This window comes from Streptomyces sp. LARHCF249, from assembly GCF_052871255.1.
Genome location: NZ_JBIXJQ010000020.1, coordinates 63,523 through 88,103, shown reverse-complemented (window position 1 = coordinate 88,103; position 24,581 = coordinate 63,523). Strand labels below are relative to the sequence as shown.

The following is a 24,581-nucleotide window of genomic DNA, read 5'->3' as shown; positions in this document are numbered from 1 at the left end:
CCGAGCGTCCCGACCGTCGTCGCCGCTTCGCACCTCTCCCTTCGAAAACTCTGCGTCACGCAGCAAAGTTCCCGATCTCCGAGGAGTCCCGTGCCGAATTTCCCCGCAGCCCCCGACTCCGCAGAATCCCCGCTGCCCCCGTCGCCCCAACACCCCTGCACACCGCCCGAGCTCACCCTCGCGACCTGGGGCTCCGCCGCCCGCTGCCTGCTCGCCAAGATGCTCGCCGAGTTCGCCTACGAGGAGATCGTCAGCCCCGTCCCCGTCCCGGCCGCCGCCGGTGACGCGTGGAGCCTGACCCTGGACGACGGCAGCGTCCTCGGCTTCCGGGCCCGCCGCCGCTCGTACGGCAGCTGGCACGTCATCCCCGACACCATCACCCTCACCCCGCCGTCAGCCTCCACCCCGCCGTCAGCCCCCACCCCGCCGGGAGCCTCCGCGCAGCCGCCGACCGCCTTCGGGGATCCGTACGCCTTCCTCGTCCGCTCCCGTACCCTCCTCGGTCTCGACGGAGCCACCCTCGGCCACCTCGTCCGCGAGCTCAGCGCCACCCTCGCCGCCGATGCCCGGATCGACCACACCGCGCTCACCGCCGACGTCCTCGCCGACCTCGAATACGCCCTCCTCGAAGGCCACCAGACCGGTCACCCCTGGCTCGTCCTCAACAAGGGCCGCATCGGTCTCTCCTTCTCCGACACCGCAGCCTGGGCGCCGGAGGCCCGCACCCGTCAGCGGCTGCCCTGGCTCGCCGCCCACATCTCGCTCGCCACCTACCGGGGGACCGCCGGTCTGGAGGAGCCGGCCCGGCTCTACGCCGCAGAGCTCGACCCCGTCACCCGCGCCGGCTACGACCAGGCCCTGCGCGACCGCGGCCTGGATCCGCTCCACTACCTCTACCTGCCGGTCCATCCCTGGCAGTGGGACGAGGTCGTCCTCCCCCTCTTCGCCCCGGCCCTCGCCTCCGACGCCCTCGTACCGCTCCCGGCCGATCCCGACGTACGCCTGCCCCAGCAGTCGATCCGTACCTTCCTCAACCTCACCCGCCCCGACCGGCACAGCGTCAAGCTGCCGCTCTCCGTCTTCAACACCATGGTCTGGCGCGGCCTGCCCAGCGACCTCACCCTCGCCGCCCCCGCCGTCACCGCATGGATCCACTCCCTCCGCGACGCCGACCCCTTCCTGCGCGAGGAATGCGGGGTCATCCTGCTGGGCGAGGTCGCCTCCGTCACCGTCCGCCACCCCGTCTACGACGCGCTCCCCGAGGTCCCCTACCAGTACAAGGAGCTCCTCGGCGCGATCTGGCGCGAGCCCCTCACCGGACGCCTCGCACCCGGCGAGCGCGCCCGCACCCTCGCCTCGCTCCTCCACACCGACCCCCGCGGCCGGTCCTTCACCGCCGAACTCGTCGCCCGGTCCGGGCTGACCCCGACCGCCTGGCTGCAGCGCCTCTTCACCGCCCTGCTGCCCCCGCTCCTCCATTTCCTCTACCGCTACGGCACCGTCTTCTCCCCGCACGGCGAGAACGCCATCGTGATCTTCGACGAACACGACGTCCCGGTCCGGCTCGCGGTCAAGGACTTCGTGGACGACATCAACATCACTGCCGAACCGCTCCCCGAGCTGGACTCCCTGCCCGACGAGGTCCGGGCGGTCCTGCTCACCGAGCCCGCCGACTTCCTGCCCCAGTTCATCCACTCCGGGCTCTTCGTCGGCGTCTTCCGCTACCTCTCAGCCCTGTGCGAGGACCGCCTCGGTGTCCCGGAGAGCGATTTCTGGTCCCTCGTACGGGCGGAGATCCTCCGCCACCAGGCCCGGTTCCCCGAGCTGAAGGACCGCTACGAGCTCTTCGACCTGCTCGGCGAGCGCATCGGACGGCTCTGCCTGAACCGGAACCGTCTCTACGAGGACGGCTACCGCGACCGCCCCACGCGCCCGCACGCCGTCCAGCACGGCACCGTCCCCAACCCCTTGTACCGGCCATGAATCCTCGCCGGTGCGGTTGCTGTCAGTGCGGCCCCGTAGGGTTGTCAGTGCTATGACGAAGCCCTCCCTCCCCGACCTGCTGCACGCCGCCGTCTCCGCCGTCGGCGGTACGGAGCGCCCCGGCCAGGTGGCCATGGCCGAAGCCGTCGCCGAAGCGATCGACGGCAACTCCCACCGGCTCATCCAGGCCGGCACCGGCACCGGCAAGTCCCTCGGCTACCTGGTGCCGGCCCTCGCCCACGGCGAGCGCGTGGTCGTGGCCACGGCGACCCTCGCGCTCCAGCGGCAGCTCGTCGAGCGCGATCTGCCCCGGACGGTGGAGGCACTGCACCCGCAGCTGCGCCGCCGCCCGCAGTTCGCCATGCTCAAGGGCCGCTCCAACTATCTGTGCCTGCACCGCCTGCACGAGGGCGCTCCCCAGGACGAGGAGGAGGGCCTCTTCGACCAGTTCGAAGCGGCCACCCCCACCAGCAAGCTCGGCAAGGACCTGCTGCGCCTGCGCGACTGGGCGGACGAGACGGAGACCGGCGACCGCGACGACCTCACGCCGGGCGTCTCGGACAAGGCCTGGTCGCAGATCTCCGTGTCCTCCCGCGAGTGCCTGGGGGCGACGAAGTGCGCGTACGGGGCCGAGTGCTTCGCCGAGGCGGCCCGCGAGCGGGCCAAGCTCGCGGACGTGGTCGTCACCAACCACGCGCTGCTCGCCATCGACGCCATCGAGGGCGCGCCGGTGCTGCCGCAGCACGAGGTGCTGATCGTGGACGAGGCCCACGAGCTGGTCTCCCGGGTGACGGGGGTCGCCACCGGCGAGCTCACCCCCGGGCAGGTCAACCGGGCCGTGAAGCGGGCGGCCAAACTGGTCGACGAGAAGACGGCCGACTCCCTGCAGACGGCCTCGGAGTCATTCGAGCGCGTCATGGAGCTGGCGCTCCCCGGCCGGCTGGAGGAGGTTCCCGAGGATCTCGGCTACGCGCTGATGGCGCTGCGGGACGCCGCGCGCAACGTGATCTCGGCGATCGGCGCGACCCGCGACAAGTCCGTCCACGACGAGGACGCCGTCCGCAAGCAGGCCCTCGCCGCGGTCGAGAGCATCCACGGGGTGGCGGAGCGGATCACCAACGGTTCCGAGTACGACGTCGTCTGGTACGAGCGTCACGACCGCTTCGGCGCCACGCTGCGGGTCGCCCCCCTGTCGGTGTCGGGCCTGCTGCGCGAGAAGCTCTTCGAGGACCGCTCCGTGGTGCTGACCTCGGCCACCCTCAAGCTCGGCGGCGACTTCAACGGCGTCGCGGCGTCCATGGGCCTGTCCCCCGAGGGTGTCGAGGGGGAGGACGCTCCGGTCTGGAAGGGCCTGGACGTCGGCTCGCCCTTCGACTACCCGAAGCAGGGCATCCTCTACGTCGCGAAGCACCTGGCCACACCGGGCCGTGAAGGGACCCGCGGCGACATGATGGACGAGCTCGCCGAGCTGATCGAAGCGGCCGGCGGCCGCACCCTCGGGCTCTTCTCCTCCATGCGCGGTGCGAAGGCTGCCGCCGAGGAGCTGCGCGGCCGGCTCGACAACCCGATCCTGCTCCAGGGCGAGGAGACGCTCGGCGAGCTGATCAAGGCGTTCGCGGCCGACCCCAAGACGTGCCTGTTCGGGACCCTGTCGCTGTGGCAGGGCGTGGACGTGCCCGGCCCCAGCTGTCAGCTGGTGGTGATGGACAGGATCCCGTTCCCGCGCCCCGACGACCCCCTGATGAGCGCCCGGCAGAAGTCGGTCGAGGAGCACGGCGGCAACGGGTTCATGGCCGTCGCGGCCACGCACGCCGCGCTGCTGATGGCCCAGGGCGCCGGCCGCCTCGTACGGGCCATGGGTGACCGGGGTGTGGTCGCGGTCCTGGATCCGCGCTTGGCCACGGCCCGGTACGGGACCTTCCTGCGGGCCACCCTGCCGGACTTCTGGTACACCACGGACCGGAACCAGGCCCGCCGCTCGCTCGCTTCGATCGACGCCGCTGCGAAGGCCGACGGGAAGTAGTTTCCGGGCGCACGGCAGGAGCCTGAATTGAGCAACCCGTGCGGCGAGCACCCCCCTCTCCAGAGCGGCGCCGGTTAGGCCCAACACACAGCAACCCCCGGGACCGGCGCAGTGGGTCCCGGGGGCTGGACGGAGGCGGCGGTGTCAGACCCGCCGCAGTACGGCGACGACCTTGCCGAGGATGGTCGCCTCGTCGCCGGGGATCGGCTGGTAGGCGGAGTTGTGCGGGAGGAGCCAGACGTGGCCGTCCTCGCGCTTGAAGCGCTTGACGGTGGCCTCGCCGTCCAGCATCGCCGCGACGATGTCGCCGTTCTCCGCGACCGGCTGGCGACGGACCGTGACCCAGTCGCCGTCACAGATGGCGGCCTCGATCATCGAGTCGCCGACGACCTTGAGGACGAAGAGCTCGCCGTCGCCGACGAGCTGGCGGGGAAGCGGGAAGACGTCCTCGACCGACTCCTCGGCGAGGATCGGGCCGCCGGCCGCGATCCGGCCGACCAGGGGAACGTAGGAGGCGGCGGGCTTGCCGGTGGTGTCCGTGGGCTGCGAGCTGGGCTGGTCGGAACCGCGCACCTCGTACGCCCGGGGGCGGTGCGGGTCGCGGCGCAGGAAGCCCTTCCGCTCCAGGGCCATCAGCTGGTGGGCGACCGACGACGTGCTGGACAGGCCGACCGCCTGGCCGATCTCCCGCATCGACGGCGGGTAACCCCGCCGCTGCACGGAGTCGCGAATGACCTCGATGACCCTCCGCTGCCGGTCCGTGAGCCCGGAGCTGTCGGCGCGGATGCCTGGAGGTCGACCTGGCAGCGAGCGTGCGGGGCGTACGGGCTCCGCCTCCGGGTTCAGGTTTGCGTCGTTCATGGCATGCACCGGCTCAAGTCGGCTCTGGGAGCGGTTCTGGGCAGTGATGGCGGCACTGTCTGCGGTCGTGGTCACGTCGGCCCCTCTCGAAATGTTCTCCCTAGCTGGACAACGGTAGTTGCTTTCGAAAGGTTGCGCCAAACACACGTTCGAGTGAAAAATCGCAGATCGTCCCGCGTGGGCAAATCGAGAGGTGTATGGGCGAGCGGTTCGCCGAACGCGGGTTCGGCTCGGCATCCGCTGCTTACGGTACCCTTCCCGGTCGGTCGCGACCCTCCGGGCCAGGGCCCAGTGTGGCACCGGAAGGCCTCGTATCCGCCTATCGGGCGCTGCGACACGCGGAGTCGGGTAAATCCACCCCAACCCAAGATCTAGTGGTTGGATGAGCGCAGCCGCCCAGAAGTTGTGGTCCCAGGGTCCGTCGAGGGTCCCGGCATCGCATATGCTGGAGGCTGCTTCACCAGCCCCCGGCAAAGCTCGTCTCTGCCGTTCAGGGGTCTCGTGAGGTGATTCAGTCGTGCCAAGAGGGAGGGTGAGGGAACCATGCACTGCCCCTTCTGCAGGCACCCCGACAGCCGCGTCGTCGACAGCCGAACCACGGACGACGGCACGTCGATCCGCCGGCGCCGTCAGTGCCCCGACTGCTCCCGTCGCTTCACGACGGTGGAGACGGCCTCCCTGATGGTGATCAAGCGCAGCGGGGTGACCGAACCCTTCAGCCGTACCAAGGTCATCTCCGGCGTGCGCAAGGCGTGCCAGGGGCGGCCGGTCACCGAGGACGCCCTCGCCAAACTCGGCCAGCGGGTCGAGGAGGCGGTGCGCGCCACCGGCAGTGCCGAGCTGACCACCCACGACGTGGGTCTGGCCATACTCGGCCCCTTGCAGGAGCTCGACCTGGTCGCGTACCTGCGGTTCGCGTCCGTGTACAAAGCGTTCGACACCCTTGAAGACTTCGAGACCGCCATCGTGGAACTGCGCGAGCGGCGGCCTCACCCCGAAGAGTGCGGGCCCGGTGGGACCGGTTCGGTCCCCGTGCCCGCCTCCGCCGCCGACTGACCGGACGGCCCTCACCGCGGCGCTTGCGCACCGCGGTGTGGCCGGTCAGTCGAGCGAAGAGACGTAGATACAGATACACAGCACCGTGCCGCGGAATAGCGCTGGCACTTTAGGGCGTTTTGCCCGCATTGGGAGGCGGCATGACAGAGACGGCGAGCAGCTCGGCACGTGGTTCCCGCGCCAAGGGGACCAAGGCTGCCAAGGGCGGCCTGCGTATCGAGCGCATCCACACCACCCCCGGCGTGCACCCTTACGACGAGGTGAGCTGGGAGCGTCGTGACGTCGTCATGACCAACTGGCGCGACGGCTCGGTCAACTTCGAGCAGCGCGGCGTCGAGTTCCCCGACTTCTGGTCGGTGAACGCGGTCAACATCGTCACCAGCAAGTACTTCCGCGGCGCGGTCGGCACCCCGCAGCGCGAGACCGGCCTGAAGCAGCTGATCGACCGGATCGTGAAGACGTACACGAAGGCCGGCGAGGACTTCGACTACTTCTCCTCGCCCGCCGACGCGGAGATCTTCGAGCACGAGCTGACCTACGCGCTCCTGCACCAGATCTTCAGCTTCAACTCCCCGGTGTGGTTCAACGTCGGCACGCCCCAGCCGCAGCAGGTCTCCGCCTGCTTCATCCTGGCCGTCGACGACTCCATGGAGTCGATCCTCGACTGGTACAAGGAAGAGGGCATGATCTTCAAGGGCGGCTCCGGCGCCGGCCTGAACCTCTCCCGCATCCGCTCCTCCAAGGAGCTCCTCTCCTCCGGCGGCAACGCCTCCGGCCCGGTCTCCTTCATGCGCGGCGCCGACGCGTCCGCCGGAACGATCAAGTCGGGCGGCGCCACCCGCCGCGCGGCCAAGATGGTCGTCCTGGACGTGGACCACCCGGACGTCGAGGCCTTCATCGAGACCAAGGTGAAGGAAGAGGAGAAGATCCGCGCCCTGCGCGACGCGGGCTTCGACATGGACCTGGGCGGCGACGACATCACGTCCGTCCAGTACCAGAACGCCAACAACTCCGTCCGCGTGAACGACGAGTTCATGACGGCCGTCGAGAACGGCACCAAGTTCGGCCTGCGTGCCCGCATGACCGGCGAGGTCATCGAGGAGGTCGACGCCAAGGCGCTCTTCCGCAAGCTCGCCGAGGCCGCGTGGGCCTGTGCCGACCCGGGCATCCAGTACGACGGTGTGATCAACAACTGGCACACCTGCCCCGAGTCCGGCCGCATCACCGCGTCCAACCCCTGCAGCGAGTACATGCACCTGGACAACACGTCCTGCAACCTCGCCTCGCTCAACCTGATGAAGTTCCTGAACGACGACGGCAAGGGCAACCAGTCCTTCGACGCCGAGCGCTTCGCCAAGGTCGTCGAGCTCGTCATCACCGCGATGGACATCTCCATCTGCTTCGCGGACTTCCCGACGCAGAAGATCGGCGAGAACACCCGCGCCTTCCGCCAGCTGGGCATCGGCTACGCCAACCTCGGCGCCCTGCTGATGGCCACCGGCCACGCGTACGACTCGGACGGCGGCCGCACGCTCGCCGCGTCGATCACCTCGCTGATGACCGGTACCGCCTACAAGCGCTCCGCCGAGCTGGCCGCCATCGTCGGCCCGTACGACGGCTACGCCCGCAACGCCGAGTCGCACAAGCGCGTCATGAAGCAGCACGCCGACGCCAACGCCGTCGCGCCGCGCACCGAGGACCTGGACAACGCGATCTGGGCCGCGGCCACCGAGGCCTGGCAGGACGTCCTGCGCCTTGGCGAGAAGAACGGCTTCCGCAACTCCCAGGCCTCCGTCCTGGCGCCGACCGGCACCATCGGTCTCGCGATGTCCTGCGACACCACCGGTGTCGAGCCGGACCTGGCCCTGGTCAAGTTCAAGAAGCTCGTCGGCGGCGGCTCGATGCAGATCGTCAACGGCACCGTCCCGCAGGCCCTGCGCCGCATGGGGTACCAGGAAGAGCAGATCGAGGCGATCGTCGCCCACATCGCCGAGCACGGCGTGGTCGTCGACGCCCCGGGCCTGAAGACCGAGCACTACGAGGTCTTCGACTGCGCCATGGGCGAGCGTTCCATCTCCGCGATGGGCCACGTCCGGATGATGGCCGCGATCCAGCCCTGGATCTCCGGCGCGATCTCGAAGACGGTCAACATGCCGGAGACGGCGACCGTCGAGGAGATCGAGGAGATCTACTTCGAGGCGTGGAAGCTGGGCGTCAAGGCGCTGGCGATCTACCGCGACAACTGCAAGGTCGGCCAGCCCCTCTCCGCCAAGAAGAAGGAGGAGGAGAAGGAGCAGGTCACCGCCAAGACGGAGGAGACCATCCGCGCCGCCGTCGAGAAGGTCATCGAGTACCGTCCCGTCCGCAAGCGCCTCCCCAAGGGCCGCCCGGGCATCACCACCTCCTTCACGGTGGGCGGCGCCGAGGGCTACATGACCGCGAACTCCTACCCGGACGACGGTCTGGGCGAGGTCTTCCTGAAGATGTCCAAGCAGGGCTCGACCCTCGCGGGCATGATGGACGCCTTCTCGATCGCCGTCTCGGTCGGTCTGCAGTACGGCGTGCCCCTGGAGACCTACGTCTCGAAGTTCACCAACATGCGCTTCGAGCCGGCCGGCATGACGGACGACCCGGACGTGCGGATGGCGCAGTCGATCGTCGACTACATCTTCCGCCGCCTGGCGCTGGACTTCCTGCCCTTCGAGACCCGCTCGGCCCTCGGCATCCACACCGCCGAGGAGCGCCAGCGCCACCTGGAGACCGGCTCGTACGAGCCCCTCGAGGACGAGCTGGACACCGAGTCCCTGGCGCAGTCGGCCCCGCTCGCCGCGGTGCCGTCGGCTCCGAAGCCGGTCGAGGCCGCTGTTCCGGTCCCCGCTCCGAAGACGGCGCACAGCAACGCCGAACTGGTCGAGATGCAGCTCGGCGTCTCCGCCGACGCCCCGCTCTGCTTCTCCTGCGGTACGAAGATGCAGCGGGCCGGCTCTTGCTACATCTGCGAGGGCTGCGGCTCCACCAGCGGCTGCAGCTGACATCCGGCTGATGCCGTGATCCGCTGAGGCGGGCAGGTCCCTTGGGGACCTGCCCGCCTCAGGCGTTCTCGGGCCCGCGATCATTGGGCGAGTGCTGCCGACGGTGCGGATGCCGCGGACGCGCGAGGGGCACGGGGAGATGGGGAGATGGGGAGCCATGTGGAGCGGTGACGAGCTGGACCTGGACGCGTATCTGGCGCGGATCGGGATCGGGGGTGGGGGCCGGGAACTCCGGCCGGACCTCGAGACGTTGTACGCAGTGCACCGGGCCCACACCGGCGCCATCACCTTCGAGAGTCTGGACGTCCTGTTCGGCCGCCCCGTCGAGTTGGACGTCAAGGCGATGGAGGACAAGCTCGTGCACGCCGGCCGCGGCGGCTACTGCTACGAGCAGAACTCGCTGCTGGCCGCTGCCCTGGAGCGCATCGGCTTCGAGGTCTCGGGGCGGGGCGCCCGCAACCGCACCCGCGGCGACGCCCTGACCCCGGTGACGCACGCCGTCCTCGTCGTCACCGTCGAGGGACAACCGTGGCTGTGCGACGCCGGGTTCGGCTACCAGGGCCCCCGCGAGCCCGTCCCGCTGGCCGAGCCGGGGGCCGAGGTGCGGCAGGGGGAGTGGACGTACCGCGTCCGGGAGGAGGCGGACGGCGTCCTCGTGCTGTGCTTCCTGCGCGGGGGAACCTGGCGCGACCTGTACGCGTTCTCCCCGCAGCAGTACCACCCCGTCGACTACGTCCTGCTCAACCACTACAGCTCCACCCACCCCCGCTCCGCCTTCATCGGGCGGGTCATCGTCCAGCACCCGAACGAAGACGTCCGCCGGACGCTGGTCGGGCGGGAGCTCGTCCGGCTCCACCCCGACGGGCGGGAGGAGCGGGAGACCGTCGATCCGGAGGCGCTGCTCGGCATAATCGACCGGGAGTTCGATCTTCGGTTGCCCGAGCGGGATGCGGCCGAACTGGTACGGATCCACCGCTCCGGGGACTGACCCGGGCCGCGCCGGGACCGTACGATGGCGCAGTGCTGGTCAAGTGGATTCGCTGCACGGTGACGGACCGACGCGGGTTCGAACGGGGGCAGCGCAAATGGGCGGGGCTGCCGGGCGAGCCGGGATTCCGGGGGCAGGGCGGCGGATGGAGCCGGGGCCGGCAGGGCGTCGCGCATGTCTTCGCGTTCTGGGAGAGCCGGTCCTTCTACGACTCCTTCATGGCCCGGAGCCACGACCGGCTGGCCGCCGCGCAGAACGGCACCTACACCGATCTGCGCGTCACCCTCTTCGATCACCGCTTCGACGTGAAGACCGGCTTCGAGCCGCGCTTCACCGATGCCGACGTGGTCCGGGTCGCGCACACACGCGTCCGTGAGGGCCGGGTCGACCACTTCGCCCTCATGCAGGAGAAGGTGTGGAACCCGGCCATGGCGGGCTCGCCCGGCATGGTCCGCGGCCTCTTCGGCGAGGCCCCGGGGCGGGAGTTCCTGGTCCTGTCGATGTGGCACGCAGCGGCCGAGCACGGCAAGTACCGGCAGGAACGGGTCGAGCGGCTCTCCCTGCGCGCCCAGATCCAGGCCGATGTCGAGGCCCTGACCGGCGACGTCGTCGACCTCGAACCCTCCTGGACGGTCTGAGCCGGTGTGACGGTACGACGATCCGGCATGCCTCCCGGCGTGCCCGGTCGGCCGGCCCGACCATGGCCGAATAGGGTCGTGGAATGGTTCGACCACGGCGCATCGTCCTCGTCCGGCACGGGGAATCCGAGGGGAATGCCGACGACACGGTGTACGAACGCGAGCCCGACCACGCCCTGCGGCTGACCGCGACCGGGCGCGAGCAGGCGGCGGCGGTCGGCGTACGGCTGCGCGAGCTCTTCGGCGACGAGACGATCAGCGCTTACGTCTCCCCGTACCGCCGGACCCTGCAGACCTTCCGGGAGCTGCGGCTGGACCCGACGCGGGTCCGGATGCGCGAGGAGCCTAGGCTGCGCGAGCAGGACTGGGGAAACTGGCAGGACCGGGACGACGTACGGCTGCAGAAGGCGTACCGGGACGCCTACGGGCACTTCTTCTACCGCTTCGCGCAGGGCGAGTCGGGCGCCGACGTGTACGACCGGGTCGGAGCCTTCCTGGAAAGCCTCTACCGCAGCTTCGAGGCCCCGGACCATCCGCAGAACGTGCTGCTGGTGACGCACGGGCTGACCATGCGGCTGTTCTGCATGCGGTGGTTCCACTGGTCGGTCGCCGAGTTCGAGGCCCTGTCCAACCCGGGGAACGGCGAATTCCGGACGCTCGTGCTGGGCCCGGACGGCCGGTACCGGATGGACCGCCCGTTTGAGCGGTGGACCACACCCGAGCCCTACGACCTGGACGGCTAGAGTGGCCCGCGATGACCCCTGATTCCACTCCCGAACGGCGCTACGCACGCGCCCTGTCCAGCCTCCGCGGGCTGGCCCTGGGGGACGCCCTGGGCTCCCAGTACTTCGTCCCCGTCAACTACCCGCTCCTGAAGCGGCGTGAACTGCCCGTCGGCACCGACCCGTGGCAGTGGACCGACGACACCGAGATGGCCTGCTCGGTCGTGGCCGTGCTCGCCGAGCACGGACGCATCGACCAGGACGCGCTGGCGAGCTCCTTCGCCCACCACCACGACTTCGACCGCGGCTACGGGCCCGCCGTCAACCGGATGCTGCGCCTGATCCGGGAGGGCCAGGACTGGCGCACGCTGGCCGCCGAGCTGTTCAACGGCCAGGGCTCCTGGGGCAACGGCGCCGCCATGCGGATCGCGCCGCTGGGCGCCTGGTACGCGGACGACCCCGAGCAGGCCACGCACCAGGCGGAGATCTCCGCCTACACCACCCACCAGCACCGCGAGGCCGTCTGCGGGGCCATGGCCGTCGCCGCGGCGGCCGCGCTCGCGGCGGACCCGGCCGGCCCGCCGAAGGCCGCCGACCTGCTGGACGGGGTGATCGCCCTGGTGCCGCGCAGTGCCGTGGGCGCCGGGATCCGTCGCGCGCGGGACATGCTGGACTACGGCGACGCGACCACGGTCGCGGCGGTATTGGGCTGCGGGCGGCGCACGAGTGCCCATGACACCGTGCCCTTCGCCCTGTGGTCGGCGGCGCGGTCGCTGGACGACTACGAGCGGGCGTTCTGGACCACCGCGCAGGTGGGCGGCGACGTCGACACGACCTGCGCGATCGTCGGCGGCGTACTGGGCGCCCGCGGCGACGAGGTGCTCCCGGCCGCGTGGCTGGCGCGCACCGAGGCCCTGCCGGCCTGGCTCCCGGAGGCGGTGGCGCGTTAGCGGCATCCGACCGCGGCGCCCCGGGCGGGGCGAAAGACTCCGTTCCGATTGTCACGGTCCTGCCACAGGAGCCTTTTGAGCCTGTTCAAAACTGCCTGACACCGGCCTACGCTGTCCGCTCCGCCGCCCCAGCTGGAATCGGGGGCGGCCGACAGGGGAGGGGAACCCGATGTCAGAGAACACCGACGGGGCGGACAAGGCCGCGGACCGGACCGAGGGCGCGGCGGCCGAGAGGCCGGCCGCCGAACAGGCGCCACCGGCCGCGGCCGCACCACCGACGGGCACCGGCATCCCGGCCGACGCCGCCGCCTGGCAGGCGTGGCAGCACCAGCAGGCGTGGCAGCGGGGCGCCGCGGCCCGGGCGGCGGCCGCGGCTGCGCCACCCGCGTGGGTGGTGGCGCTGCGGCCCGCCGAAGCCGCCCCGATCGGGGCCGTGACCCTCGCCGCGACGCTGGTCACCGGCCTCTCGGCCGCCCTGCTCCTCGGCGACGGCATCGGCCCGGGCCTGCTGCTGGCCGTCGTACCCGCCGTGGTCGCCGCGTACGCCGCCGCCCGCGCGGCCCGCCGTCCCGCCCGCCCCTGGACCCTGGTCTGGGCGATCGGCTGCCTCGCCCTCCTCGCCGTACCCGCCCTGCGCGACTCGGCGTGGCCGTCCACCCTCGCGGTCCTCTCCGCCCTCCTGCTCGGCGCGCTGGCCCTGCACGGCAGCCGCACCTGGCCCGGCGTCCTGCTCAGCCCGCTCGGCATTTTCGAAGCCGCCGTGTCCGGGCTCGGCTGGGCCTGGGCGGGCCTGCGCTCGCGCGGCGGCGTCAGCAAGGACCGCTGGCTGCCCGTGGCCAAGGCCGTTGTCGTGGCCGTGGTCCTCCTGCTGCTCTTCGGCACGCTGTTCGCCTCCGCCGACGCCGCCTTCGCCGATCTGCTGGGCGGGCTGACGCCCGACATCTCCATCGAGGACGGACCCATCCGGGTCGTCCTCTTCCTGTTCGGCTCCTTCCTGGCACTGGCCGCCGCCCGCGCCGCCGCCGCCCCGCTGCGCTGGGACCGGATCAAGGTGGCTCCAGGCAAGTCGAGGTCCCGCCTCGAATGGGCCCTTCCGCTCGTCGTGCTCAACCTGCTCTTCGCCGGCTTCAACGCCGTACAGCTGGCCGTCCTGTTCGGCGGCTACGACAAGGTCCTGAAGAGCACCGGCCTCACCTATGCCGAGTACGCCCGGCAGGGCTTCTGGCAGCTGCTCTGGGCCACCCTGTTCACCCTCGTCGTGATCGCGCTGGCCCTGCGCTGGGCCCCCCGCTCCGGCTCCGGCGACCGCCGCTTCGTCCGCATAGTCCTCGGCGTCCTGTGCGCGCTCACGCTGGTCGTCGTCGCCTCCGCGCTGCGCCGCATGGAGCTCTACGTGGACGCGTACGGACTGACCATCCTGCGGGTGTCGGTGACCGCGATGGAGATGTGGCTGGGCCTGGTCCTCGTACTGATCATGGCGGCCGGGGTGTTCGGCGCCCGCTGGCTGCCCCGCGCGGTCGCCGGGAGCGCGGCGGCCGGCGTCCTCGCCTTCGCCCTGCTGTCCCCGGACGGGATGGTCGCCGAGCGCAACGTGGCCCGCTACGAAGCGGACGGCAAGATCGACCTGGCCTACTTCCAGAGCCTGTCGGCGGATGCCGTGCCGGCCCTCGACCGGCTGCCCGAGCCCCGGCGCTCCTGCGCCCTGCGCGGGATCGACAAGGAGATCTCCAGGGCCGGGGACGTGCCGTGGTACGCCATGAGCCTCGGTGAGCACCGGGCCCGGCAGATCCTGCGCGAGCGGCCCGTGACGGCCACGTACGAGGTCTGCTCGCGCCTAGGCGCCTTCGGCAGCCGCAGCGAGTACTAGGCCGCCTGCCCCCTCTCGTACGAGGGCCCGGGCGCGGGATCGTCCCCGCGGCCGGGCCCTCCTTCGGCCGGCCGCGCTCAGGCCGCAGGGCCGCCCTTCGGGGCCGCGCCGTTGAGGGCCTCCAGATCGCTCTTGCGCACCCGGATCACCAGCAGCGAGGTGGCCAGGGCGACTCCCGCCATCGCCACGGCGGCGGCGAACGCGGTGGAGATGCCCTGGGTGAGCACGAGGTCGCCCCACGGGTCGGGCAGCTGCCCGGTCTCCTGGAACGCGGCCGCCTGGCCCGGCTCCGCCGTGGCCATGAAGGCGGGAACCTGCTGGTCGGCCTCGGTGCGGGCGGCCGTGCCGAAGACGGTGACCAGGATGGACAGGCCCAGGGAACCGCCCACCTGCTGGCTGGCGTTGAGCAGTCCGGAGGCCGCGCCCGCTTCCTTCGGCGACACCCCGGAGACGGCGGTGAGGGTGAGCGTCACGAAGTTGAGGCCCATGCCGAAGCCGAACAGCAGCATCGGCCCGAGCACCCCGGTCGCGTACGAGGAGTCGGTGCGGATGAGGGTGAGCCAGCCGAGCCCCACACCGACGAGGGCGGAACCGGAGACCATGAACGGCTTGGGGCCGAAGCGGGGCAGGAAGCGCTGGGAGAGGCCCGCGGCCGTGACGATGGCGACGGTCACGGGCAGGAAGCCGAGCCCGGACTCGATCGGGGTGAAGCCCAGCACGTTCTGCACGAACTGGACGATGAAGAAGAACATGCCGAACATCGCCGCGGCGAGGCTGAGCATGATCAGGTAGGTGCCGGCGCGGTTGCGGTCGGCGAACATGCGGAGCGGGATGATCGGTTCACGGGCCCGGGACTCGACGGCGACGAAGAGCCCGAGCAGGATGACGGCCGCCGCGAACGAGCCGAGGGTGAGGGGATCGCGCCAGCCGTCCTCCGAGGCGCGGATGAAGCCGTAGACGAGCGAGGCCATGCCGCCGGTCGAGGTCAGGGCGCCGGCGACGTCGAAACGGCCGGGGTGGCGCTCGGACTCGGTGATGTAGAGCGGGGCGAGGACCGCGATCAGCACGCCGATCGGCACGTTGACGAAGAGGACCCAGCGCCAGTCGAGCCATTCGGTCAGCATGCCGCCGGCCAGCAGGCCGATGGCGCCGCCGCCCGCGGAGACGGCGGCGAACACCCCGAAGGCCCGGTTCCGCTCGGGCCCTTCGGCGAAGGTCGTGGTGATCAGCGCGAGCGAGGTCGGGGAGGCGATGGCGCCGCCGACCCCCTGGAGGGCGCGGGCGGCGAGCAGCTGCCACGGTTCCTGGGCGAAGCCGCCGAGGAGGGAGGCCAGGGTGAAGAGCAGGATGCCGGCCATGAACACCCGGCGCCGGCCCAGGATGTCACCGGCCCGGCCGCCGAGCAGGAGCAGGCCGCCGAAGGTGAGCGTGTAGGCGCTCAGCACCCAGGAGAGATCGGTGGTGCTGAAGTCGAGGGCGGTCTGGATGTGCGGAAGCGCGATGTTCACGATGGTCGCGTCGAGGACGACCATGAGCTGGCAGGCGGCGATCACGGTGAGCGCGATTCCGGGGCGCCCCTCCCGGTGGGCCGCGCCGGGTATTCGGGGTGAGGCGAGTTGAGAACGTGTCACTGAGGATCCCCCAAAGTGAAACAGTGGACGCATTCGTTCACTTGCGGGCCACGTTACGAGCCGGAACCTGGTGGACGCGAGCATTCACCGTGGCGGAAATAGGGCGCACGTGCCGCACGCGGGCGCGTCCCGAACTCGAACGGGCGATTCTCGGGACGGAAGTTGGGGAAGCCGCGTGTGGTCGCCCGGTCGGCCTCGCGGTCGCTCCTTCACGAGTGCGACGAGATGCGTGGCGGGCGGTGGGCGGAGCGGTCCGGTCCGGAGTGTGCGCCTCGACCCGGCTGCTGAGCAGGGAGGCGGTGCGGAGGGGAATCGGGCGGGACGGTGTGAGGTCGCCGTGAGTGTCGCTCCGGCGCTGCCGGCACACTGCGTATGGGTGTGCGGGCGCGAAGGCGGACACGGACATCGCGGAGATGATCGGTGCGGTGGTGGCGCCGTCGTCCGGTGTGAATGCCGCGACGTCGGACCGGGCAGGAGCCGGGCGTGGGACTGTGGATCGTGTCGGCCCTGGGGTCGGCTGTGGGGTCGGCCGCGGGGCGGACGGGGGACCGGTCGGGCGGCCTGAGCCGGGCCCGACCCGGGGCGGGGTGTGCAGGCGGCGCGGGGCGGCGTAACCTTGCTGGCGCCATGCCGTACGAAGCACCCACCCACGCCGTCGAACGCTCCCTCCGTGCAACCTCCGGCGCCAAGGTCATCGCCGGGGTCGACGAAGTCGGACGAGGGGCCTGGGCCGGTCCCGTCACCGTGTGCGCGGCGATCACCGGTCTGCGCCGGCCGCCCGCCGGGCTCACCGACTCCAAACTGCTCACCCCCAAGCGACGCGATGCCCTCGTCGACGTCCTGGAGGCCTGGGTCACGGCCCACGCCCTCGGACACGCCTCCCCGGAGGAGATCGACGAGCTGGGGATGACCGCCGCCCTGCGGCTCGCGGCGGAGCGGGCCCTGGAGGCCCTGCCGGTCCGGCCCGACGCGGTCATCCTCGACGGCAAGCACGACTACCTCGGTGCGCCCTGGCAGGTCCGCACGGTGATCAAGGGCGACCAATCGTGCGTCGCCGTCGCGGCGGCCTCGGTCATAGCCAAGGTGCGGCGCGACCGCATGATGGCGGACATCGGCGGTCAGGGCGGCGGCTTCGAGGAGTTCGCCTTCGCCGCCAACGCCGGATATCCCTCGCCCGTACACCGGGCGGCGCTGGAGGAGCTGGGGCCCACCCCCTACCACCGGCTCTCGTGGTCGTACCTCGACGCGCTTCCCCGGTGGCGCCACCTCAAGAAGGTGCGCCGCAGCGAGGAGTCGATGGAGCTGGAAAACGGAGGCCAACTCGGCTTCGATTTCTGATCGCACGCACGTGCCACCGGCCGGTACGTTTCGTACCGGTGTTTGATAGACATCACCTCACGCCTCTCACCACGCCATCGAGGAGCCTCAGATTCACGAGAGTGCCCAGGGTCCCCGCGTCACCCCGGCAGCGAGCCGCACCGCGCAGACCCCCCGTCCCGTACCTGGTCCGCGTCCCGTAGCCGTACCGCGGCCCGGACGCCCCGGTCCCTCACCCGCCGCGGGCCGCGCGGGTGGTGCCCCCAGGCCCGCCCCGCCCGCGCAGCGTGCGCCGCAGGCCGCCCCCGGACCCGTTCCCGCAGCCCCCGCCGCCCCCGCAGCGCCGTCCGTCTCGGCGGCGGTGCCGCAGATCCAGCTGATTCCGGCCTCCCTCGAAGGTGCGCTCGACGCGGCCGAAGAGGCCGTGGACCTGCTGCTCGACACCGGGCGAGCGCCCGGCGACATCCTGGTGCTCACCACCGGCGACCCGCACCCGTGGGCCGCTCACGAACTGTCCTTCGGCGAGGCCGCTTACTGGGCCCTGCACGACGCCGGGGACGACGTCTTCTACGCGGACGCCGCTCAGGTTCAGCGCGCCGCCGGCCGTCCCGTCGTCGTCTTCGCCGTCAACGGCGGAGGGGTCGACACGGTCGCGGGCTCGCTGCCGGTCGCGCTCACGCGGGCCGGTGCACTGCTCATCGTGTGCGGCGACCCGCAGCAGATCAACTCCGTGCTGGGCGCGGGCGTCTGACGCCCCGTATCCCGGCACGGGCGGGGGGCGGGGCGGGCCGTCGGTCGGCCCGCTGAAGCCCGACGGTCTCCATGCGCCGTACTCGCCGCCTACGCACCCGCCTGTGACCCCGTTCGGCCCGGCGGCCGTACGAGGGTCAGCGGGCGGCGGTCCGGCGCTGCGCCTCGGCCGCGCCGCCGCCGGTGTGCAGGGCGATCGGGGCGAACTCGGCCACCGTGTCGCCGAGCCGCTGAGGCCGTGAGTCCGAGCTGGGCTGCCGACCGCCCCGGCCCTCGCCCAGGACCTGCCAGCCTCCGCGGGTCAGCGTGATGTACGCGCCGCAGCGGAGCCCGTGCAGGGTGCAGGCGTCCCGCAGCCCCCACATCCAGGCTCCGTCCTCCTCGGTCCAGCGCTCGTCGCCCTCGCGGCAGTAGAGCAGCACCGCCGTGCGCACCGGGGTCCGGCGCCGCAGATCGTGCGGGATCACCCGGCGCAGCCGGGACAGCAGGGCGTTGCGGTACTCCCAGCCGTCGGCCGATGTCGACCGCTGCGCGAAGGAGGCGCTCGCCACGAGCTGTTCCTCCGGGCCGAGGACGGCGATGACCGCCGTCGAGGGCACGGGGCTGTGCCGGGAGTGCAGCCCGCTGACGACCTCGCGCGGATTGCGGAGCAGGGGAATGCCCGCCGCGGTCCATTCGGCGGGTTCCAGCAGCCGGCCGTGCCGGCTGGTGCCGCCGGTGGCCGTTGTCAGGGACGTGGTCGAGGGCGGGGCGAATCCGAAGGTCACGGTCCTCCCTTCGGGTACACGCCCGCGGACGGGCACGGCTGGAGTGTGGGCGCGCCGCAGCACGGCCCAGGAGGGTGCCGAGGAGCCGGGCGGGAGCACTTCAATTCTCGCGTGGCCCGCAAGCATGCGGCAACGAGCAATTGGCGCCGCCGACCGGAATTCGCCGGTATGCCGTTCATATCCTTGCCCCGTCATGCCGGAGATGACGCATTCGGCTATGGCTGAAGCGCCAACACCAGCGGGAATACCCCCTTCGCGCCTGCCCGCCGGAGCAGTCGGGCGGCCACGGCGAGGGTCCATCCGCTCTCCGCGCGGTCGTCCACGAGGAGCACCGGTCCCGCTGCCTGGGTCAGTGTCGCGGCCAGATCCGGGGGCACGCTCAAGGCCTGGTGGAGTCCCCGTACCCGCTGGGCGCTGTTGGAGGAGGGCAGGCCGTACTCCGGGACCTGGTCCGTGTAGGCGATCGTCCCGAGCAGCGGCAGCCGTCCGACCTCCGCGATGCGCGCGGCCAGCGAACCGACCAGCTGGGGCCGGCTCCTTGAGGGCAGCGCGACCACGCCCACCGGCCTGGCCGGTGCGTCCGGGGCTCCCGAAGCCCAGCCGCCCGGGCCGCGGGCCCAGTCGGCGAGGACGGCCACCACGGCCTGGGCGACATCGTCCGGAATCGGCTGGTCGGGACTCTGCGGGGCGAGCATCGGGCGCAGCCGGTTGCCCCAGCCGATGTCCGACAGCCGGCCCAGCGCCCGCCCCGTGGAGGCCTGTTCCCCCGCCGGGATGCGTCCCTTGAGGTCGACGCCGACCGCCGCGAGACCGGTCGGCCACATCTTGCGCGGCTCCAGTTCCACTCCGGGGCGGCCGAGTTCACCGCGGGCGGTGTCCAGCGCGGCGGTGGACACGTCCGCCGTGAACCGGGCCCCGGCGCAGTTGTCGCAGCGGCCGCAGGGGGCGGCCTGCTCGTCGTCGAGCTGGCGGCGCAGGAACTCCATCCGGCACCCGGTGGCCGCCGCGTAGTCGCGCATCGCCTGCTGTTCCGCGGCCCGTTGACGGGCCACCCACGCGTAGCGCTCGGCGTCGTACGCCCAGGGCTCGCCGGTCGAGGTCCAGCCGCCCTTGACCCGGTGCACGGCGCCGTCCACGTCCAGGACCTTGAGCATCGTCTCCAGCCGGGTGCGGCGCAGGTCGACGAGCGGCTCGAGGGCGGGCAGGGACAGCGGCCGCCCCGCCTGGGCGAGCACGTCCAGCGTGCGGCGCACCTGTTCCTCGGGCGGGAAGGCCACCGAGGCGAAGTACTGCCAGATCGCCTCGTCCTCCCGGCCGGGCAGGAGCAGGACCTCCGCGTGCTCCACGCCGCGGCCGGCGCGGCCGACCTGCTGGTAGTAGGCGATGGGGGAGGAGGGGGAGCCCAGGTGCACGACGAAGCCGAGGTCGGGCTTGTCGAAGCCCATGCCCAGGGCGGAGGTCGCCACCAGCGCCTTGACCCGGTTGGCCTGGAGGTCGTCCTCGGCCTGCTGCCGGTCGGCGTTCTCCGTCTTGCCGGTGTACGAGGACACGGTGTGCCCGCGGTGGCGCAGGTACGCGGTGACCTCCTCGGCCGCCGCGACCGTCAGCGTGTAGATGATCCCGGAGCCGGGCAGGTCGCCGAGGTGGTCGGCGAGCCAGGCCAGCCGGTGCGCCGCGTCGGGCAGCGTGAGCACGGCCAGGCTCAGGCTCTCGCGGTCCAGCGGGCCGCGCAGCACGAGCGCGTCGGTGCCGGCGCCGGTACCGAGCTGTTCGGCGACGTCGGCGGTCACGCGCGCGTTGGCCGTGGCGGTCGTGGCCAGCACGGGGACGCCCGGCGGGAGATCGGCGAGCATGGTGCGCAGCCGGCGGTAGTCCGGTCGGAAGTCGTGCCCCCAGTCGGAGATGCAGTGGGCCTCGTCCACGACGAGGAGGCCGGTCGCGGCGGAGAGCTTGGGAAGGACCTGGTCGCGGAATTCGGGGTTGTTGAGCCGCTCGGGGCTCACCAGCAGGACGTCCACCTCGCCCGCCGCGACCTCGGCCTGGATGCCCTCCCACTCTTCGGGGTTGGCGGAGTTGATGGTGCGGGCGCGGATCCCGGCGCGGGCGGCGGCCTCTACCTGATTGCGCATCAGTGCGAGGAGCGGGGAGACGATCACGGTGGGTCCGGCGCCGCTCGCCCGCAGCAGCGAGGTGGCGACGAAGTACACCGCGGACTTGCCCCAGCCCGTGCGCTGTACCACCAGCGCCCGGCGCTTGTCCGCGACGAGCGCCTCGATCGCCCGCCACTGGTCCTCGCGCAGCCGAGCCGTGCCCGTGGGGTCGCCCACGAGGCGGGCTAGTACGGAGTCGGCCGAGGACCTCAGGTCTGCGTTCATGCCCCCATGCAACCCGATGCCTGTGACATCGCGCCAATGGCGCTCTGAGCCTGTGGATGTTGAAGCTTGAACTGGTTATCCACAGGGCTTTCGCGATCGGATCTTGCGCGGGACCTTCGGGGCATGACGAACAACCGCGAATCACGCACCCCGTCCGACCGGCCGTCCACCAGCACCGCCGGATCCACCACCGACCCCAGGATCACCCTGCGCAGCCCGGCCGAACTGGCCGACGCGCTGCCCTACATGCTCGGCTTCCACCCCACCGACTCCCTCGTCATGGTCGCCGTGCACGGCGAGGGCGGCCGCTTCGGCGGTCGGCTCCGCGTCGGCATCCCGGCCACCACCGCGGAATGGGAGGACACCGCCCGACAGGTCGCCGACTGCCTGATCCGCGGCAGCGAGCGGCGCGGAGTCAAGCCCGACGGCATCGTCGTCTTCCTCTGCCAGGAGCCGCACGGCGGGGAGAGCGGCCAGCGGGTGATGACCCGGCTGCGGCCGCTCGCCCAGCGCATCAGGCTGGCCTGCGGCGCGCTCGACGTGCCCGTGCTCGAGGCCCTGTGCCTCTCGGCGGGCCGCTTCTGGTCCTACGTGTGCCCCGACCAGCGCTGCTGTCCGGCCGAGGGCAGCCCGCTGGCCGCGGTCGGCACCTCGGTGATGGCGGCCGCGGCCACCTTCGCCGGCCTCCAGGTCCGGGGCTCGCTCCAGGAGATCGAGGGCCGGCTGGCGCCCCTGGGCGGCGCCGTGGCCGTGGAGATGGAGCGCGCCCTGGACCGGGCGGCCGCGGCCCTCGTACCGAAGATCCTCGACGGGGCCACCCGTGAGGAGGTCGGCGCCGAGACCCTCGCACTGGCCCGGTCGCTGATGCGGCGGATCACCCTTGCCCCACCCGCCGAAGGGCCCCGCGCAGACGACCGGGACGACGCGCTGCTCGACCACGACGAGGCGGCCGCGCTGATCCTGGGCCTCCAGGACCGCGAGATCCGGGACATCGCGGCCGAGTGGATGGAGGACGAGGAGGCAGGGCCCGCGCTGCGGCTGTGGCGGGCCCTCGCCCGGCGCTGCGTCGGCGCCTACGGCGAGCACGCGGCGGCTCCGCTCACCCTCGCGGGCTGGGTCTCCTGGTCCACCGGGGACGAGCCGACCGCCCGGATCGCCCTCGGCCTGGCCCTGCGGGCGGACGCCGACTACCGCTTCGCCCAGCTGCTCCACCACGCCTGCAACGAGGGCATCGACCCCGAGGGGCTGCGGCAGTGCCTGCGGGAGGAACGGCGACGCCGCGAGCCCCGGCGGGGCCGCCGCCCGGCGGGTACGCGTCCCCCCGGCCGCCGGGCAAAGCCGGCTCCGAGCCGCGAGTCCCGCCGCACCGCGGGGAGCGGGCAGTGAGCCCGCGCCGGCTCCGCTGCGGCTCCTTGCTGCGGCGGATCCGGAGCCCCCTCGGCGGAGTGCTGCGGCGGCGGCCCCGTCCCGGGCGTGCGGGGCCGGCGCCTCGGCCCGTGACCCGGGCGGGGGTGAGGGCGTTCCCCTGGAGGGTGGCGGGGGCCCGGCCGCGCTGCCGCCCAGCTGAACCGACCGGAGCGCAGACAAGGCGACGCATGTCTCACCCCGCACCTCTCCGACCACCCGGCGTGCCTGCCGCCCGCAGGCCCGAACTACCGCCCGTCCACGGCGCCGTCATCTGCGTCGCCGCGCCCTGTCTGGTCATCTCGCCGGAACACGGCCAGCTGACGGGGCGGGGGATCGACGGGATCTACCGCTCCGGGCGCCGACTGCTCTCCCGTTGCGTGCTCCGCGTCGCCGGGCGGGACCCGGTGGCCGTCCAGGGGCGCAGCCTCGGCGCCGACCGGGCCTCCTTCACCGCGACGGTGCGCACCGGGGCCGAGCCCGGCCCCGACCCGGACGTCGGGGTGGAACGGGTCCGGCACGCGGACGGCACCGAGCGGATCACCTTGCGCAGCTTCGCGACCCGACCGGTCCGGCTGCCGGTGGAGGTACTGCTCGGCACCGATCTGGCGGAGCTGGCCGCGGTGGCCGCCGGGAGTCCCGGGCCGGAGCTGCCCGCCGGGGTGCATGCGGCGGGGCTGCGGTGGAGCACCGGCGGGGCGCAGGCCGTCACCACGGCCGATCCGCCGCCGGACGACGCGCTGGCCTCGTCCGGGCTGCTGCGCTGGCAGCTCGAACTGGGCCCTGGCGAGTCGCGCACCATCGAGCTGCGGACCACGCACGACCGGGTCACGCGGGCGCCCGCCGGGCAGGTGGCGAATCCGCTCGCCGAAGCCCGGGCCGAAGGAGACGATCCGAGAGCCGAGGCGTGGTTCCGCACCAGCGTCGAGGACCTGGGGGCGCTGCTGCTGAGAGATCCCGGGGAACCGGGCGACGCCTTCGTGGCCGCGGGGGTGCCGTGGCGGCTGGGACTGGCCCCGGCGGAGTCCCTCTGGGCCGCCCGGATGGCGCTGCCGCTCGGAACCGGACTGGCCGAGGCCACCTTGCGGATCCTGGCCCGCAACCAGAGCGGCGGGAACGGCCCCGACGCGGGCAAGATCCCCGGCCCGCTGCGGGGGGCGGGCCCCCAGCTCCCGCCGGGGTGCACCGGTACGGAGGCGACCCTGGCCTTCCCCGCCGTGCTCGCCGAGGCGCGGCTCTGGGGGATGCCGGAGGGGGAGTTGGCCCGGCTGCTCCCCGCCGCCGAGCGGTGCCTCGGCTGGCTGCGGGGCGCCCTGGGCGACGACGGGTTCCTGGCCGATCCCGACCCCGGTCCCCGGCGCTGCGAGACCCAGGCCCACGCTCACCGGGCCGCCCTGCTCGGAGCCGATCTGCTCGCCGCGTGCGGGCGGCCCGGAGCCGAGGAATGGCGGCAGTGGGCGGCCGCGCTGCGGGAGCGTTTCCGGGCCCGGTTCTGGATCGACGGTCCGGACGGCGGCAGGCCCGCGGCGGCCCTGCACCCCGACGGCCGGCCGCTGCCCCGGCTCACGGGGGCCGCCGCACACCTGCTCGACACCGGCCTCCTCGGCGGCGGCCGGCTCGCAGCGGGACTCCTGGACCGGGCCCGCACGGAGCAGGTGGCCCGGCTGCTCGGGGCCCCGGCCATGGACTGCGGATGGGGACTGCGGAGCATGGCCGCCAGGGAGCCCGGACACAACCCCTTCGGCCACCGCTCCGGCGCGGTCCGGGTGTACGAGAGCGCCGTGGCGGTGGCCGGACTGGCCCAGGCGGGGTTCGAGAAGGAGGCCGCGGGCCTGCTCCGCGGCCTGCTGGACGCGGCGGAGAGCTTCGGGTACCGGCTGCCGGAGATGTTCGCGGCCGAACAGCGCGTCGCCCGCAGCGCCCCGCTCCCGCACCCGGCGGCGTGCCGCCCGGCCGCGGTGGCCGCGGCCGCCGGGGTCCACGTCCTGACCGCCCTCGCCGGGATCCGTCCCGACGCCCCCGCGGGCACGGTCGCGCTCGCCCCGCTCCCCGGCGCACCGCTCGGGGCGCTGCGCCTCTCCGGCCTGCGCGTCTCGGGGGAGCCCTTCGCCGTCCGGGTCAGCCGGCTCGGGCTGGGCATGGTGGAGGAGGCTGCCGATGCGCTGCAACTGGGAGGTTAGGGACGTCCTACCGGTCAGGCCGGACACGTCCGGCCCG

Annotated in this window: 17 protein-coding genes; 13 read left to right on the top strand and 4 right to left on the bottom strand. The window is 72.5% G+C overall.

The features are described 5' to 3' along the window. The first annotated feature begins 90 nt into the window (after positions 1-90). On the top strand, positions 91-1,983 hold the full coding sequence (locus ACIPUC_RS35610; RefSeq protein ID WP_446594530.1) for an IucA/IucC family protein: 1,893 nt from the start codon (positions 91-93) through the stop codon (positions 1,981-1,983). Between the two features lie 52 nt (positions 1,984-2,035). Next, positions 2,036-4,006: an ATP-dependent DNA helicase gene (locus tag ACIPUC_RS35605; RefSeq protein ID WP_446594529.1), complete on the top strand. Its 1,971-nt coding sequence runs from the start codon at positions 2,036-2,038 to the stop codon at positions 4,004-4,006. A gap of 144 nt (positions 4,007-4,150) precedes the next feature. Here the strand turns inward: ACIPUC_RS35605 and lexA are convergent, their stop codons facing one another. Next, complete coding sequence (gene lexA / locus ACIPUC_RS35600; RefSeq protein ID WP_384216050.1) at positions 4,151-4,942, bottom strand: transcriptional repressor LexA; 792 nt, start codon at positions 4,940-4,942, stop codon at positions 4,151-4,153. A gap of 468 nt (positions 4,943-5,410) precedes the next feature. On the opposite strand from lexA, the gene nrdR reads away from it, so the two are divergent. The 7 genes from nrdR (at position 5,411) to ACIPUC_RS35565 (ending at position 14,120) form a co-directional block, all read left to right on the top strand. Beyond that, the gene (nrdR, locus tag ACIPUC_RS35595; RefSeq protein WP_266940660.1) at positions 5,411-5,923 is read left to right on the top strand and encodes a transcriptional regulator NrdR; all 513 of its coding nucleotides are present in this window, start codon (positions 5,411-5,413) and stop codon (positions 5,921-5,923) included. Positions 5,924-6,063: 140 nt separating this feature from the next. Further along, positions 6,064-8,955, top strand: a complete 2,892-nt coding sequence (locus tag ACIPUC_RS35590) for a vitamin B12-dependent ribonucleotide reductase (RefSeq protein WP_446594528.1) — start codon at positions 6,064-6,066, stop codon at positions 8,953-8,955. A 139-nt stretch (positions 8,956-9,094) separates the two neighbouring features. Further along, the gene (locus tag ACIPUC_RS35585; RefSeq protein WP_446594527.1) at positions 9,095-9,943 is read left to right on the top strand and encodes an arylamine N-acetyltransferase family protein; all 849 of its coding nucleotides are present in this window, start codon (positions 9,095-9,097) and stop codon (positions 9,941-9,943) included. A gap of 32 nt (positions 9,944-9,975) precedes the next feature. After that, positions 9,976-10,581 carry a YdbC family protein gene (locus ACIPUC_RS35580; RefSeq protein WP_030709623.1) on the top strand — a complete coding sequence of 202 codons (606 nt, stop codon included), beginning with the start codon at positions 9,976-9,978 and terminating at the stop codon, positions 10,579-10,581. An 83-nt stretch (positions 10,582-10,664) separates the two neighbouring features. Beyond that, positions 10,665-11,324 carry a histidine phosphatase family protein gene (locus ACIPUC_RS35575; RefSeq protein ID WP_446594526.1) on the top strand — a complete coding sequence of 220 codons (660 nt, stop codon included), beginning with the start codon at positions 10,665-10,667 and terminating at the stop codon, positions 11,322-11,324. Positions 11,325-11,335: 11 nt separating this feature from the next. Continuing rightward, positions 11,336-12,253, top strand: coding sequence for an ADP-ribosylglycohydrolase family protein (locus ACIPUC_RS35570; RefSeq protein ID WP_446594525.1), 918 nt, complete (start codon positions 11,336-11,338; stop codon positions 12,251-12,253). A 169-nt stretch (positions 12,254-12,422) separates the two neighbouring features. Continuing rightward, positions 12,423-14,120, top strand: a complete 1,698-nt coding sequence (locus ACIPUC_RS35565) for a DUF4153 domain-containing protein (protein WP_446594524.1) — start codon at positions 12,423-12,425, stop codon at positions 14,118-14,120. Between the two features lie 77 nt (positions 14,121-14,197). Here ACIPUC_RS35565 and ACIPUC_RS35560 read toward each other — a convergent pair whose 3' ends face one another. After that, on the bottom strand, positions 14,198-15,751 hold the full coding sequence (locus ACIPUC_RS35560) for an MFS transporter (protein WP_446594523.1): 1,554 nt from the start codon (positions 15,749-15,751) through the stop codon (positions 14,198-14,200). A 627-nt stretch (positions 15,752-16,378) separates the two neighbouring features. Here ACIPUC_RS35560 and ACIPUC_RS35555 point away from each other — a divergent pair. Beyond that, positions 16,379-17,089 (top strand): ribonuclease HII, encoded by a 711-nt coding sequence (locus ACIPUC_RS35555; protein ID WP_446594522.1) that lies wholly within the window; start codon positions 16,379-16,381, stop codon positions 17,087-17,089. 76 nt (positions 17,090-17,165) lie between these two features. Beyond that, the gene (locus ACIPUC_RS35550) at positions 17,166-17,819 is read left to right on the top strand and encodes a hypothetical protein (RefSeq protein WP_446594541.1); all 654 of its coding nucleotides are present in this window, start codon (positions 17,166-17,168) and stop codon (positions 17,817-17,819) included. Between the two features lie 136 nt (positions 17,820-17,955). Here the strand turns inward: ACIPUC_RS35550 and ACIPUC_RS35545 are convergent, their stop codons facing one another. Both ACIPUC_RS35545 and ACIPUC_RS35540 read right to left on the bottom strand, forming a co-directional pair. After that, on the bottom strand, positions 17,956-18,585 hold the full coding sequence (locus tag ACIPUC_RS35545; RefSeq protein ID WP_446594521.1) for a hypothetical protein: 630 nt from the start codon (positions 18,583-18,585) through the stop codon (positions 17,956-17,958). A 215-nt stretch (positions 18,586-18,800) separates the two neighbouring features. Beyond that, positions 18,801-20,960 carry a RecQ family ATP-dependent DNA helicase gene (locus ACIPUC_RS35540; protein WP_446594520.1) on the bottom strand — a complete coding sequence of 720 codons (2,160 nt, stop codon included), beginning with the start codon at positions 20,958-20,960 and terminating at the stop codon, positions 18,801-18,803. A 123-nt stretch (positions 20,961-21,083) separates the two neighbouring features. On the opposite strand from ACIPUC_RS35540, the gene ACIPUC_RS35535 reads away from it, so the two are divergent. Then, positions 21,084-22,346: a DUF4192 domain-containing protein gene (locus ACIPUC_RS35535; RefSeq protein ID WP_446594519.1), complete on the top strand. Its 1,263-nt coding sequence runs from the start codon at positions 21,084-21,086 to the stop codon at positions 22,344-22,346. Positions 22,347-22,555: 209 nt separating this feature from the next. Next, positions 22,556-24,544 carry a glycogen debranching N-terminal domain-containing protein gene (locus ACIPUC_RS35530; RefSeq protein ID WP_446594518.1) on the top strand — a complete coding sequence of 663 codons (1,989 nt, stop codon included), beginning with the start codon at positions 22,556-22,558 and terminating at the stop codon, positions 24,542-24,544. Positions 24,545-24,581: the final 37 nt, after the last annotated feature.

Excerpts from the sequence above, each read along its gene's own strand:
- ACIPUC_RS35605 (WP_446594529.1), top strand. The coding sequence starts at position 2,036 with ATGACGAAGCCCTCCCTCCCCGACCTGCTGCACGCCGCCGTCTCCGCC.
- nrdR (WP_266940660.1), top strand. The coding sequence starts at position 5,411 with ATGCACTGCCCCTTCTGCAGGCACCCCGACAGCCGCGTCGTCGACAGC.
- ACIPUC_RS35565 (WP_446594524.1), top strand. The coding sequence starts at position 12,423 with ATGTCAGAGAACACCGACGGGGCGGACAAGGCCGCGGACCGGACCGAG.
- ACIPUC_RS35555 (WP_446594522.1), top strand. The coding sequence starts at position 16,379 with ATGCCGTACGAAGCACCCACCCACGCCGTCGAACGCTCCCTCCGTGCA.
- ACIPUC_RS35540 (WP_446594520.1), bottom strand. The coding sequence starts at position 20,960 with ATGAACGCAGACCTGAGGTCCTCGGCCGACTCCGTACTAGCCCGCCTC.
- ACIPUC_RS35590 (WP_446594528.1), top strand. The coding sequence starts at position 6,064 with ATGACAGAGACGGCGAGCAGCTCGGCACGTGGTTCCCGCGCCAAGGGG.
- ACIPUC_RS35530 (WP_446594518.1), top strand. The coding sequence starts at position 22,556 with ATGTCTCACCCCGCACCTCTCCGACCACCCGGCGTGCCTGCCGCCCGC.
- ACIPUC_RS35570 (WP_446594525.1), top strand. The coding sequence starts at position 11,336 with ATGACCCCTGATTCCACTCCCGAACGGCGCTACGCACGCGCCCTGTCC.
- ACIPUC_RS35535 (WP_446594519.1), top strand. The coding sequence starts at position 21,084 with ATGACGAACAACCGCGAATCACGCACCCCGTCCGACCGGCCGTCCACC.
- ACIPUC_RS35585 (WP_446594527.1), top strand. The coding sequence starts at position 9,095 with ATGGGGAGATGGGGAGCCATGTGGAGCGGTGACGAGCTGGACCTGGAC.
- ACIPUC_RS35575 (WP_446594526.1), top strand. The coding sequence starts at position 10,665 with ATGGTTCGACCACGGCGCATCGTCCTCGTCCGGCACGGGGAATCCGAG.